Raw genomic sequence first — 13,877 nt, forward strand, 5'->3', positions numbered from 1 at the left:
AACGGCATAGGCCTTATATAGTGGGATTTCAAACGGTAACTGCCTGAGTGTCTGATCCAAAAGTCGCCATGCCGGTCTGCAAATGGCAATTTCTGCGCTTACCTAGGCTCACGTACCCAAATGTACGCTGCGCTCCGGTTCTCGAAATCACCATTTTCGCCACGACCTATCGCTTTTTGATTCAGACACTGCAACGTCAAGAATGGACCTGAGACGGTTATGCGTTCGGAATTCGGAAATCGTATTCATCACGGTCAGGAGTTGGATATGCCGCACAGAGCAAAGTCACGCGTCGCTACCGCATCGCTCGCCGCCGAATCTCGTCAAACAAGACAGCTCGCCCGAATATTCTCCTTCCTTTCCCTTGGCCTGATCGGCGCGGCGCTCGTTGCGATTGCCGCTGGGGTGAAGGTTGATTTCATCTATATGATCATGGCGGTGCAGGCGGTGGCGCTCTTGGGCATTTCAGCGCTCTACGGCTTTTCAAAGAAAAAGTAAAACGCGCTCCCGCGCAAATATGCAGGGCTTATTTCACCGTGGTTGCGAGAGGCCGGATCATGTCCGGCCTTTATCATATCTGATTGAAACTGCTTCGCGATTGACAAGCGGCGCGGGACAACGCTTTGTCATCCTCCAGTACTGTTTTTCGGGAGGCAAAGGTGAAGGTTGAGACGCTCGCGGTGGAGCCGCTGACCAAGCAAGCATTCGCGCCGTTCGGCGATGTCATCGAGGTTGAAGGGGCAGAGCGGCGTCTCATCAACAATGGTTCGACCGAGCGTTTTCACGATCTGGCGCGCGTCGAGGCAGAAGGCACGCAAGCGCGTGTGCTCATCAATATTTTCCGCGGCCAGTCTTTTGAAGCGCCCATCGATATCGTCATGATGGAGCGTCATCCCTTTGGCTCGCAGGCCTTCATACCGCTGGAGCGGCGTCCGTTTCTGGTCGTTGTCGCTGAAGATGCCGACGGCAAGCCTGCGCGTCCGCGTGTTTTCCTTGCCAATGGCGATCAGGGCGTCAATTATCTCAAGAATGTCTGGCATCATCCGCTTCTGGCGCTTGAGCAGAAATCGGATTTTCTCATTGTCGACCGTGCTGGCAAGGAGGACAATCTGGAAGAATATTTCTTCCCGGATGTCGTTTTCCGCATCCAGTCGGCCAAACCAGCCTGAATATTATTCGAGGGAAACATGGGCAGACTTTCCACGCACGTTCTCGACACAGCGCATGGCAGCCCGGCTGCGGCGATGCGCATCGAACTCTATCGCATCAGCAAGGGCGCACCGGAACTGATCAAGCGCGTTGTCACCAATCTGGACGGGCGTACTAATGTACCGCTGCTGACCGGCGACGACATGCAGGTTGGCATTTACGAACTGCAATTCCATGTGGCCGAGTATTTTGCAGGGCGCGGGGCCGATCAGGCCAATCCGCCTTTTCTCGATCTCATTCCGATCCGCTTCGCCGTTGCGGATGTGGACGGAGATTATCACGTGCCGCTGCTCGTCAGCCCGTGGTCATATTCCACCTATCGCGGCAGTTGATCCGCACTTATCCCCGCGTTGTTCGCCCGGGTTAAGCTCCTCGTACCACCAAACACGAGGAGCCGAACATGGATGATTCGCCTAATCTGAAACTTCCCTATATTCTGCCCAGTCAGGCGCAGAAGCATGTCACGCATAATGAAGCATTGCGGCTGCGGGATACGGTCGTGAATCTGGGCGTGAAATCGCGCACGACGACCGGTGCACCGGTCGTGCCTGCTGCCGGGGATCGCTACATTTTTGCATCGCCCGCCACCGGCACCTGGTCCGGCAAGAACGGCATGGTCGCTTCGTTCATCGATGATGGCTGGCTGTTCATTCAACCGGCAAGCGGCTGGCAAGCCTATGTCGAGGCGGAAGCGCAGCTTCTGGTTTTCGATGGAACGGACTGGAACCCCACTGGCGGCGGCTAGCCTGTTCAACAATGCAGGCGCGGGACATCAGATCAAGGTCAACAAGCAGGCCGCGACCGACACGGCGAGCCTTCTGTTCCAGACCAGCTGGACCGGCTATGCCGAATGGGCCTGAACGGCAGCAGCGATTTCAGCATCAAGGTGAGTGACGATTTGGGCACGTGGCGTCAGGCAATGAGTGTGGATCGCGCGACGGGCAATGTCGCAATCGGAAGCAATGCACCGGTGACGCGTCTTGATGTCGATGGGCCGATCCGGCCTGCATCCTATTCGAAACTCACAATGCCTATCGCCGCGAATCGCGGTGCGGGCGCCTTGATCTACGTTACGGATGCGTCGGCGGGCGCGCAGCTCGCCTATTGCGATGGCGGCGCATGGCGCAGCATCAGAACCGGCATTTTGATATCCTGAGTGGTATTTGTCTGGAAAATCGAATTTTTTTCCAGACAGATCGCCTTTTATGGCGCTTTTATGCCGCACCGGCATATTAACGGCCTGAAACGTGTTCGTTAATCTTATGCAGGCTCAATTCATATGGTTCGTCCGGCGGACTCATGCTAACGGTTGCGGAATAATTCTAGGGGCTTCATCCGTCGGGTAAAAAGAGAGTTTTTTGCTGCCGACAGGAGCGGTATTTGTTTCGCTCTGTCTTGAGAGCAGGATAATGCGCGTATGAGTTTGAGATATCCCTGGCAAAGGCTGGCGCTTTTGCCACGACTGACCAAGCAGATTATTTTGATGCTGAGCGATTGCGTTCTGCTGTTGCTCAGCGCGTATCTGGCGTTTGTCATTCGTCTGGGCTTTGTTTTCACACCCAGCAAGGCGCAGCTTTTTCTGATTATCATCGCTCCGATGCTGACCGTGCCGGTTTTCATCCGGTTCGGACTTTATCGCGCCATCATCCGCTATCTGGCGGAACGCGCCATCTGGCCGATCTTTCAGGCGACCGCAGTGGCGGCTCTATTCTGGGTCGCGCTGGTCTTTCTGATGGAGCTTTACGGCAATGCCGGTCTGCCGCGCTCCGTGCCGCTTCTCTACTGGCTTTTGAGCACGGTGCTGATCACGGCAAGCCGTTTCGGCGCGAAATGGCTGCTGCGTAATGCCGAAACGGGCAGGACTTACACCAGCTCGGCGCTGATCGTGGGCGTCGGAGAGCCTGCGCGCCAGCTGGCGACGGCGCTGCGCAGCCATAGCGATACGATGGTCGTTGGCTTTGTCGATCCGGCAGGGCAGCTCAAGGGCATGGATATTATCGGCCTGCGTGTCTATGGGGCTGAAGAAATGCCTGCCCTTATTGAAAATTACGGCGTCAAACAGGTGCTGGTATCCGAGCCGGGGCTCGATCAGAAACAGCGGCAGGACTTTGCCCGTCTGCTTGGCCGGCTTCCGGTCAATACGCGGATTCTGCCGCCGATTGCCGATTTGAGCGCAGGCAAATATCTCGTTTCGGCGCTGCGCAATATCGAAATAGATGACCTTCTTGGTCGCTCGCCGGTGCCACCGGATGCAGAACTGCTGCGTGAAGTGGTCGAAGGTCGCTGCATCATGGTGACGGGCGCAGGCGGCTCTATCGGCAGCCAGCTTTGCAGGACTATCGTGCAGTGGAACCCCGAATGTCTGGTGCTGTTTGAATCGAGCGAGTTCGCGCTTTATCAGATCGAGCGCCAGTTGCGACAAATTGCGTCCTGCCAGATCGTACCGGTGCTGGGGTCCGTGCGCGACCGCGCTTATGTCGAGCAGGCGCTGCGCGATAACAACATCGACACGGTCTATCACTGCGCTGCCTATAAGCATGTGCCGCTGGTCGAGAAAAATCCTCTCATCGGCATCTGCAACAATGTATTCGGTACGCTGGACGTGGCGGAAGCGGCACTCGCAACCGACGTCGAGCGCATGGTGCTAATTTCGTCGGACAAGGCGGTTCGGCCAACGAATGTCATGGGCGCGACAAAGCGCTGGGCCGAACTGGTCGTCTATTATTACGGCTTGCTGGCCGCACAAGCGGGCAAGGAAAAAGCCTTTTATTCGGTCCGTTTCGGCAATGTGCTTGGGTCGAATGGCTCGGTGGTGCCGCTTTTCCGCGAGCAGATCGCCAATGGCGGGCCGATCACCCTGACCCACGAGGACATGACGCGCTATTTCATGTCGATCAAGGAAGCGGCGGAACTCATCGTGCAGTCGGGCGCGATTGCCGAATCCGGCGATACGGTGCTGCTGGAAATGGGCGAGCCAGTGAAAATCCGCGATCTTGCGGAAAATATGATCCTGTTGGCCGGTCTGACGGTGCGCAATGCGGAAAACCCGAATGGCGACATCGGCATTGAAGTGACGGGCATTCGCGAAGGCGAGAAGATGTATGAAGAGCTCTTCTACGATCCGTCGCAGGCGCAAACCACCCGGCATCCGAAGATCATGCGCGCGCCGAAGGGAAACAAGGCCGCTGTTGATGTGCCTGAAAGCCTTCAGCGCCTTCAGGCGGCGATGGAGAGCGGCGATGTGGCCACTGTTCGCAAGATACTCTTCAGCGTTATAGCTTCCTGAAGCGTCCGCGAAAATCCAGAAGCAACACAAGCGTGGCCACGACTGCGACAAGCAGGAAGGCTACGCGCGTGATCAGATGGTCAAGCGCCAGCAGCGCGACGGCACAAGCAATCAGGATAAGGTTGAGCAGGGCCACATGGCCGATAACCTTCAAAACGCTCCAGCCTGCACGTTTGGCGACCTGATAAGCATGTTTCGAATGCGCTTTCAAAATATTCTCACCCTGGCTGAGACGCATGATAATGGTCGAGCCCGCATCGAGAATATAATAAAGCGGCAAAATCAACGCCACGACGATGTTGGTTTCGCGCGCCAGAAGAAGCAAAGCCGTGCCAGTGATGAGACCAAGCGGCAGGCTCCCTGAATCGCCGAGGAAAACGCGGGCGGGGGGGCGGTTGAAACATGCAAAGCCGAGTAACCCGCCCGCAGTCGCCGCGCTCAGTCCGCCGCTTTCCATACCCGCAAGGCCAAGCGCTGCCAGCAGAGCGATACCCGCCAGCGGCACTCCCAATCCGGCGACGGTCATCAGATCAAGGCCGTCCATAAAGTTCGTGACATTGATGGCGATCAGAAGTGAAAACAAGATCAATGCCGCTTCCAGCCAATGGGGCAGTACATCTGCCAGAAGGCGAAAATCGGGTCCCATACCGTAGAGAACGACACAGGCGGCTAGGAGCTGCGATCCAAGCCGAATGATCTCGGACAACTCATAGCGGTCGTCCAGTCCGCCAACAGCCCACAGTAAGGTCGATGCCCCAATGAGGCAGAGCAACAGCTTGTTGGCAATTTCGAGATCGGCCCCGAAAATCAGCAAAGTAGCAAGCGTCGCCGGTATCAGAGCCAATCCACCAATCTGTCTTGCCGCAACTGTGTGGTTCGAACGCGAATTCATCCGCGCAGCCAGAAATGTCGCGGGCAGAAGACGAGAAAGGATCACAAGACCCAGAACGCAGAGGACTGCACTGAATACAGAAGAGATTGCTAAAAAAAGCATAGGGATACCGACGGCAAATGAAGCTGTTACAGGAATTATCAGCTTTACGCGTCCGCGCAAATCCCCGCTTGTATTGCCGGTGAAAGAAGTAAGCTAGAGTGATTGTGACGTTCGAACTGGTAGTTTGCGCATGAGCGAGGATTTCGCGATTAGGCGATTGCGCTTGCGAAATGAAGCGGCTATAAGGCCGCGCAACCGATTGCTTCGGTTTGATTTGTTGGGGCGTAGCCAAGCGGTAAGGCACCGGTTTTTGGTACCGGCATTCCCTGGTTCGAATCCAGGCGCCCCAGCCACTACTTGATGGAAAAATCAAACGCTTTTAGCTGCTGCTCGCGTTTTCCCAGATCCTTCTGATAGATGCCGGGACACCTTTTGGTTCTCGTCATCCTGTATTAAAAATCGTATAAGCTGATTGTCGTCTGCGTTCAGCTTAATGGCAGCTTTGGCCCTTCACCAAACGTATGGGTTTTGGTCCAATATTCTCCCGACTGCGAGAGAACGGTGTATGCTAGCCAATATGACAGATCATACTCGGTGATATCCTGCCATAACGAGCGGGTCCTAAATGCGCCGTATTCGCGGGTGACGACGGAGTTGACTTAGCAGCTATATTTCTTCAATTACGCATAAGAGAGTTGTTTAGATTTATTCAAGAAGGTGGCATTCGTGACAAATATCGGATTGGCCCGGAAGAACCCATGAGTATTGAGATGACTAGGGCCGTCGTGTCGCACGACGTTGTGGTGGCAGAGCCAACCAAAGGAGCTAAAGTCGCCATTGGCGACATTTCGGAAGCTCTGTCCAAATATCGCTTGGCCTTAATTTTCGGCTGGCAAGATGTTGCACAACGTTATCGGCGCTCCAGGGTAGGCGCCTTTTGGCTAACGTTGAACATGGCTGTGTTTATCGGCGCGCTAGGTTTGATTTTCGGAACGCTCTTCCAAAGCGAGATGCGTGAGTTTCTGCCGTATCTGTGCGCTGGCGTCATCACGTGGGGCTTTATCTCGACTTGCTTGAATGAGGGATGTACGACATTTACGTCTTCCGACGGAATAATCCTACAAGTTCGCATGCCGTTGTTTACACATGTTATGCGTGCGGTTTGGAGAAATATAATAATATTCGCTCATAATATTGTCATTTTACCTGTTCTTCTTCTTATTCTCGGTCGAATGATCAGTGTGAATGTGCTTTGGGCAATTCCAGGTTTTATAGTCTTGTGCATCAATTTATCTTGGATGATGCTCATTCTCGCGATTCTATGCGCGAGATTTCGCGACATGACCCAAGTAGTTACGAACATTCTGCAAGTGTTGTTTTACGCGACGCCGATCATGTGGATGGTGAAGATATTACCAGACCACGTTTCCCGAGCGTTTATCGATTTGAACCCCTTCTATCACTTTATCGAACTTGTTCGTGCTCCGCTCTTCGGTTCTCCGCCATCTCTGCTTGATTGGACGTTCGGGTTTGCGTGCGCAATAATTGGTTGGATCGTTGCGATTCTGTTCTTTGGGCGATATCGCTGGCGCGTAGCGTATTGGTTGTAGAAAATGAGTTTAATTCAACTTCAGAATGTTAGTGTCGAATTTCCGATCTATAATTCGACTAGCCGCTCACTCAAAAACAGAGTTCTCAGCATCGCTACAGGCGGAAAAATCGAACGACGCAGTGACCGTCTGGTGATTGTGCGGGGGCTTGATGATGTCTCTATGACGTTCAGGGACGGAGATCGGGTTGGGTTGATCGGCCATAACGGATCGGGTAAGACCACGTTGCTTCGTGTCTTGTCGGGCATCTATACCCCGACACATGGAAGTTCGGTCATTAATGGCCACTGTGTATCGTTGATCAATATCAATCTAGGAATAGATCCAGATGCGACAGGACGAGAAAATATCCGTCTGCGCTCGGCGATGATGGGAATGCCGCCCGAAGAAATTGCCGAGAAATTTGACCAGATTGCCGATTTTTCTGGTCTCGGAGAATTCTTGGATGTTCCATTCCGTACATATTCGTCGGGTATGCAGTTAAGATTGGCTTTTGCGACATCAACGGCTGTTCGTCCTGAAATCCTGATCATGGATGAATGGCTTTCGACTGGTGATGAGGATTTTAAAGAGCGCGCCAATATACGTATGCGTGAGCTCGTGGACTCTACGAAGATTCTCGTTCTTGCCAGTCATTCAAAAGATCTGATGACCAAGAACTGCAACAGAGTAATCTGGCTGGAACATGGGCGGGTGAAAATGGACGGGCCGCCTAATGATGTACTGGCTGCATATTTTGGTGAATGACGCAAGTCGAAGCGGCTCGCATGAAAGTCGCATGGAAAGCGCGTTTCAGAAACCAATGATATAATTGGCTTCTTACTCATGCGAGTTCGTCGTTATTATTGTAAGGTATTGAACAGCCATGCCAAAATTAGCCAGCCGCTTCAGGCAGTTGACCAATGCGCTACGCTATTTGGCCAAGGGGGATGTTTCAGGGTTGTTTCGTCGCCTGAAATGGTACGGGCGCGAATTTAATTATGTGAAGCTGCGTAAACGCCTCGCGCACGAAAGTGGCATCGTTTGGGGCATTGTCTGCACGCCACACACCCTTTTTATAGCGCGGGCTATATCGGAACGCTTAGCAAGTCACGGAATCGAAAGCGAAATCGTTACGGGCTCGATGAAGAGTTTCGACCATGATTTTTATATTGTTCTTTGCGCGCAGATGTTCGGGCGTCTCCCGCCAGCAAACAAACGGGTCATCTTCCAGCTTGAGCAATCGGTAAGTTCAAGATGGTTCACGGCGCAATATAAGAAAATTCTCGCAGATTCTCTGTGGGTGCTCGAATATTCTCTAACGAACGTCGATTTTTTAGCCAAGAACGGTCTGAAATACCCAAAAGTACATTATTTGCCAATCGGTGCTTCGCTGGCCGAGGATTTTGAATATAACACAAAGCCAAAAAAATATGATTTTGTGTTTTATGGTGACAGTTCAAGCAGCGAACGAAGAAGTAGTTTTCTTGATAGATTGAAAGAGAAGTATAGTGTAAAAATATGCAACGATTTATTTGGTAGAGAACTATACGATGTAATAAAACAATCAAAGATTGTTATAAATATTCACTATTATGACGGAGCGTTGTTGGAAATGCCCCGGATATGCGAGTGCATTTCTTTGGGTGTCCCTGTTCTCTCCGAAGGCACAATGGATCAGGATGAATATCCTGAACTCGAAGGTGCAGTGAAATTCTTCGATGAGGGGTCTGTCGAGAGCATGATGACCTCGGCGTCGGAGATGCTTCACAATTTGGCGACGAAGAGCAAAACTCTCGAAGTCGCTGTTTCAGTCAGTGCGGCACGCTTCAATTTTATGATGGACCGCTTTTTGGTGGCTATTGGAGTTGTTCCGGCTAACGTCATTCTAGAACATCCGATATATGTTGCGCAGAAAAGTGACTTCTTCGCTCTTTCGTTGCCCGAAACTATAGAACGGCGCAGGGCGATAGCCCAATCGCTGCCGGATGGTTGCGAGTTGTTTGACGGGATTCGCCATAGTGCAGGTTGGATTGGTTGTGGATGTAGCTTCAATGCCTTATCGCGCTATGCGGTCGCGAACGAGGTGGACAGGCTGACCGTCATCGAAGATGACGTGGAGCTGCCTGGAAATTTCAATAAAATCCTGTGCGAGATAAATGAATACCTTAATAAGCGCGGATCAAATTGGGATATCTTTTCTGGCCTGATGGCCGATGTTCATCCGGACGCGAAAATCATCTCCGTTGATCAATTTGGCGATCGTACCTACGTTACTATCGACAAAATGACTAGCACTGTATTCAACATATATAATAAAAGTGCTTTAGAAATAATCTCAAAATGGAATCCGCTGAATACTGATGCTGTCACCAACACGATTGACCGTTACCTTGAGCGTCAGGAAGGTCTCCGGGTCGTTGTGGCTTTGCCATTTATAGCTGGACACAAGGAGGACGCTACGTCCACTTTATGGGGATTTGAAAACGAACGCTACACCCCAATGATCGCGGCTGCGCAGCAGAAGATTGAAGGTCTAGTTCGAGAGTGGCTACACACTCACGCATCGAATGATTTGTAGAATCATAATGTCTTCCTATCAGAAGTGAATGTTGTTTTCAGGCGGCATGTCCAGTGTTGTACTACAGCCCCTTTTTTTTTGGGGGCCTGCGTCAAATCGATCTCAAGGATTCGTCACGTTTGACAGATTGGGGTCTTTCAATTAGTCCGATCACAGCGCGAGGAGATGACCTTGTCTGAGCAAAGAGTATTGGTGCTGGGTGGTACTGGCTTCGTGGGTACGCATCTCTGTAATCAGTTGTTGAGTGCTGGTTACAAGGTATTCTCATTCGGAAGGACTGCATCAACGGCGTTGCATCCCGATATCGAATTCCTGCGCGGAGATTTTTCTGACGCTGAGCAAATTAAGCGAGCGCTCGTTGATCAGGATTATGTTTTTCATTTAGTTCACGGCACTAATCCCCCGAAGGTGAATTTCGATATAGCGGGGGATATTGTTCGAACCATTAATCCCACAATTTCTCTATTAGACTTGTGCGCGGAAGCAAGCGTAAAGAAAGTTATATTTGTAAGCTCTGGTGGCACAGTATATGGTGATAATGGTATGGTAGCTTCACGCGAGAGTGATCCTACAATACCAATGAACGCCTATGGTGCTCATAAACTTCTAATTGAGAATTATCTTCGGGTATTTTCATATACAAGACAGCTGGATTATCTGATCCTTCGGTTGTCTAATCCCTATGGGCCGTTGCAACCAGTGGCCAAAGGGGTTGGGCTGATAGCGGCTGTGATTGATGCGATAAAAAATGGCCGTGCAGTCGATGTCTATGGCGACGGTGAAACGCAGAGAGACTACGTTTACATCGGAGATGCCGTCCGGGCGATGGAGTCGGCGATAGCCTACAAAGGCAGCCACAAGATTTTCAATATTGGCAGTGGAGAAGGGAAGAGTGTTAATGAGATTATTTCCCTTGTCGAGAACGCGATGAGCGTGAAAGCGAAAAGAAACCCGCTTCCAGGTAGAATATTCGACGTTAGAAAAAGTGTTCTTGATATATCGTTAGTAAGAAATGAACTAGACTGGCATCCAAATGTTGATCTGAGAGACGGTATAAACGCCACCGTGAGTTGTCTTTAGAGGTCTTATGAGTTCGGATGGTTTTTGATGTCTGCTCCAAAAGAAGTTAACCCAAGGTCTTTGGAGAACAGCAGTATTCCACACCAGTATATATCAACCCCACAATGGAATTTTGGGGTAAACGCGCAAGCTCGTGCGTTGAATGATATATTCATTGACGATATGGATGTAGATACTGAAAGGCAACCAGATGCGTATCTTTCTGCAAAGCGATACGCCGATGCTTCTGGTGCGCGGCGGATAATAGACATTGGTTGTGGCAGCGCTTTCACGGTCAAGAACCTTTTTGCGGAAGGCGATTTTGAGGTTATTGCCGTTGACACTGCGGGGGTGTTGTTTGCTGCTAAGGCGAACTATCCAGCCGCAACTCGTGTTGAGTGCGACCTAACATCGTGGAACGACGTATTATCCGTTGCCGAAAGATATCGCGACGGCGTCCCGACGATTATCTTGTGTGCCGACATAATTGAACATCTGCCCGACCCGCGCCCGCTTTTAGCGCTAGTCCGGTTGCTATTGGCTGCTTCGACCCGTAATCGCTGTTTCTTGTCGACACCAGACCGTCCACAGTCGGCGGATCATCGACTTACGAGTAAGCCAGATAATCCAGCCCACATTCGAGAATGGACCAGCGGAGAACTTAGAAACTTACTTGCGGCTTCGGGTTTCTATGTAGCACAGATAGATAATATTCTCGAGAATGCACAAGAGGATCAAGGCAGCACGATACTTGCGGAATTCTTGTTTGACGCTTCTTCGTATCGAGAAGTGTTGGCACGCGATGGTATTACCTCCGCAAGTGTGTCGTCGGTGATGATCACTACTGAGTATCCTGGGTTGGTCGCGAGCGGTGGTATCGGCACTTTTGTGGCGGACTGGCACCGTTCGACTGACAATTCAGTCGTGCTCACCACTTTCGATTTTGACAGCAAAGTAAAGTTGAAGAATGACGTCGTTTTCAGCCCGGCAGATGTGATCGATGTATCGAGAATAGGCGACATAGGTCTCCCAGATATACTGCTTGAGGCTGTCAAGCAGCTGCTTTTTATGTGCCCTGATCTTAAGGAAATACACTTCCAAGAGTATCTAGGTATAGGTATGCGCATTGCGCAAGCTAAAAGCGCGGGGATTCTTCCCGATACACTCACAATCGTCACACATTGTCACGGCAACCAACATTATCTGGAAAATGCAAATCAGGCTTGGTTAGGGGTGGATGCTCAGGAATATGCGGTTAAGGAAAAGATTTGCATTGAACTGAGTGATCAAGTCGTTTTCCCGTCGATCTTTTTGCGTAATCTCTACAAGCAAGCAGGAATAGTTGTCGAAGATAATAAGGTTCTGATGTGCCCTTATAAATACGGTAATATAAGTAATGATAACCTCGAATTTGCAAATATAAGACGCATTGTTTTTGTCGGAAAATTTATGCCGATGAAGGGTTTCGACCTTTTTTGCGAATCCTTTGACAAAAACTTTTGTAAGGATCTTAAGGCAAAGGGCATTGAGGAAGTCACGCTCATTGGGCGCGGAGCTACTAGCGGTTATCGCAACGAGGCGGTTATCAAACGTCATTTCAAATTAACGGTGCATACCGATTTTGATCTTGCGAAGCTTGTTTGGTATGTAAGACAGCGCAGGTCCGATAGCTTGTTTGTTGAACCATATCGCGGCGATAACTTCCCTCTCGCTGTCTATGATGTTGTCGGCAATGGCGGTTCTCTTCTGACCGGCAACGCAGGGGGCATCCCGGAGATGTTCCGAGCGGAAGTTTGGCAGGAATGTCTAGCTGATCTCTCTACGGAAGCCCTTCGTTGTAAAATTCGAGAATTGGTCGATTGGGATAGCAGTAAAAGGAGCCGTATCGCTGCGGAGCTCATTGATGATCTGCGTCGTAGCAATGATGTGGCAGATACCACTAAGTATGTGAAGAGCGACAAAGCCGAAGTCGAGTTTCCCAGTTCGACGGTGATGATCCCATTCTATAATACTGATATTGCCGAATTTACTGACTTGTTGAAATCGCTCAATCAGCAGTCTCTTCGCCCAACCGAAATTATCATTGTAAATGATGCGTCTTTGACTGAAAATCGTATTGAGATGGCAGAGGCGGCTCAGAAGCATCTCAATATACCGTTTAGAATCCTTGATCACGCCCACAATCGTGGGCTGGCAGGTGCGAGAAATACGGCTTTGACCGCCTGTAAAACGGATTTTATATTGAATGCTGACTCCGATGATATCCCACTGAATGACTGGGTTAAGACCATAGTTGTCGCGTTGACCCGTGACCCGTCGGCAGCAGCGGCGGTTCCATATCTGGCTGCGTTTGATGCTGGCGCAGACTTCAATAAATACCTTCCAAAGGGACAGTATATCTACCGTGCGCTCGGAGACGGATTCGTCACCTCTCAAGTGCAAAACAATTTGGGTCATGCAAACTCTGGCTTCAGGGTTTCTCATGCCAAGCGCATTGGGGGATGGAACGCCGCGTCTAAGGCAAAATACGAAGACTGGGCATTCTATCTCAACGTGATAGCCAGCGGGCTTCGTATCGCAGTTATCCCAAAGGTGACGTGTCTTTACCGGGTTAGGAAGAATTCGATGGCGCGAACCTATTCAGAATGGCCGGGACAGGTTCGGCTTTATCAAACGACCCATGGCCTATCCAGATTCGAGTCCCTTCAATTGCAACGCTTGTGTCGCATGGCTACCAGTACGGAGGGGCTTATCGAATTACAGGGGCAATTGAGCGCTTTAGAACGCCGAAAAATACTCAGAATGATGAATGCTATAATCGTGCGTTTAAGAAAAACGCCCATACTTTATTCAGTTCTCCGCAAGGCTTTTCATATCTCGCTAAGTATTGTTGATCGGATAAGGTGATTGTTGCGGTGGCATTTACAGCCAGTATTTATCACGCAATCGAACCGATCAATCGTTATCGTGGTGATATGCCTTGACGACGCGCTACGTTCACGGAAATTAACTTCACGAGTGCCTACGTAACAAGCTGTTGTCGCTGGAATAGAGTGTAAGATCGAAAGCCCGACAAGCAACTTCATTTGTGGCTTGGATAGCGAACCCTGGTACAAGCGTCATGGAATAGCCCCCTAATTGCCCGGACAGTTTCTGCCACTTAAATAAGTGATAGGACTACTGTTCACATTATGACTGGTAATAGCATTAAGATGGAAA

General features: G+C 50.7%; 10 protein-coding genes, 1 tRNA gene and 1 pseudogene. 11 read left to right on the top strand and 1 reads right to left on the bottom strand.

The window, feature by feature from the left end; translation table 11 throughout:
* The first annotated feature begins 219 nt into the window (after nucleotides 1-219).
* The 5 genes and pseudogenes from ACTJKP_RS08135 to ACTJKP_RS08155 all read left to right on the top strand — a co-directional run bounded on the left by ACTJKP_RS08135 (nucleotide 220) and on the right by ACTJKP_RS08155 (nucleotide 4,495).
* The gene (locus ACTJKP_RS08135; RefSeq protein WP_121539526.1) at nucleotides 220-498 is read left to right on the top strand and encodes a hypothetical protein; all 279 of its coding nucleotides are present in this window, start codon (nucleotides 220-222) and stop codon (nucleotides 496-498) included.
* Nucleotides 499-659: 161 nt separating this feature from the next.
* Nucleotides 660-1,169, top strand: coding sequence for an ureidoglycolate lyase (locus ACTJKP_RS08140; RefSeq protein ID WP_121539527.1), 510 nt, complete (start codon nucleotides 660-662; stop codon nucleotides 1,167-1,169).
* Between the two features lie 18 nt (nucleotides 1,170-1,187).
* On the top strand, nucleotides 1,188-1,541 hold the full coding sequence (gene uraH, locus ACTJKP_RS08145) for a hydroxyisourate hydrolase (protein WP_440630267.1): 354 nt from the start codon (nucleotides 1,188-1,190) through the stop codon (nucleotides 1,539-1,541).
* 68 nt (nucleotides 1,542-1,609) lie between these two features.
* Nucleotides 1,610-2,365: pseudogene (locus ACTJKP_RS08150) on the top strand (DUF2793 domain-containing protein).
* Nucleotides 2,366-2,626: 261 nt separating this feature from the next.
* Nucleotides 2,627-4,495, top strand: coding sequence for a polysaccharide biosynthesis protein (locus ACTJKP_RS08155; RefSeq protein ID WP_121539529.1), 1,869 nt, complete (start codon nucleotides 2,627-2,629; stop codon nucleotides 4,493-4,495).
* On the opposite strand, the gene ACTJKP_RS08160 is transcribed toward ACTJKP_RS08155, so the two are convergent.
* Entirely contained in the window at nucleotides 4,482-5,489 is a 1,008-nt protein-coding gene (locus ACTJKP_RS08160; protein ID WP_121539530.1) for an MraY family glycosyltransferase, read from the bottom strand. The two genes, ACTJKP_RS08155 and ACTJKP_RS08160, sit on opposite strands and share 14 nt — an antisense overlap.
* A gap of 218 nt (nucleotides 5,490-5,707) precedes the next feature.
* On the opposite strand from ACTJKP_RS08160, the gene ACTJKP_RS08165 reads away from it, so the two are divergent.
* The 6 genes from ACTJKP_RS08165 (at nucleotide 5,708) to ACTJKP_RS08190 (ending at nucleotide 13,565) form a co-directional block, all read left to right on the top strand.
* Nucleotides 5,708-5,782, top strand: a tRNA-Gln gene (locus tag ACTJKP_RS08165).
* A gap of 405 nt (nucleotides 5,783-6,187) precedes the next feature.
* Nucleotides 6,188-7,039: an ABC transporter permease gene (locus ACTJKP_RS08170; RefSeq protein WP_121539531.1), complete on the top strand. Its 852-nt coding sequence runs from the start codon at nucleotides 6,188-6,190 to the stop codon at nucleotides 7,037-7,039.
* A 3-nt stretch (nucleotides 7,040-7,042) separates the two neighbouring features.
* Nucleotides 7,043-7,786 carry an ABC transporter ATP-binding protein gene (locus ACTJKP_RS08175; RefSeq protein ID WP_121539532.1) on the top strand — a complete coding sequence of 248 codons (744 nt, stop codon included), beginning with the start codon at nucleotides 7,043-7,045 and terminating at the stop codon, nucleotides 7,784-7,786.
* A 118-nt stretch (nucleotides 7,787-7,904) separates the two neighbouring features.
* Nucleotides 7,905-9,599 (top strand): methyltransferase type 11, encoded by a 1,695-nt coding sequence (locus tag ACTJKP_RS08180; RefSeq protein ID WP_440630268.1) that lies wholly within the window; start codon nucleotides 7,905-7,907, stop codon nucleotides 9,597-9,599.
* 171 nt (nucleotides 9,600-9,770) lie between these two features.
* A complete protein-coding gene (locus ACTJKP_RS08185) occupies nucleotides 9,771-10,679 on the top strand; it encodes an NAD-dependent epimerase/dehydratase family protein (RefSeq protein WP_167836171.1) in 909 nt (302 codons plus the stop codon).
* 27 nt (nucleotides 10,680-10,706) lie between these two features.
* Entirely contained in the window at nucleotides 10,707-13,565 is a 2,859-nt protein-coding gene (locus tag ACTJKP_RS08190; RefSeq protein ID WP_440630269.1) for a glycosyltransferase, read from the top strand.
* Nucleotides 13,566-13,877 lie beyond the last annotated feature (312 nt).

The organism is Brucella sp. 22210 (assembly GCF_052045675.1).
Classification (GTDB): domain Bacteria; phylum Pseudomonadota; class Alphaproteobacteria; order Rhizobiales; family Rhizobiaceae; genus Brucella.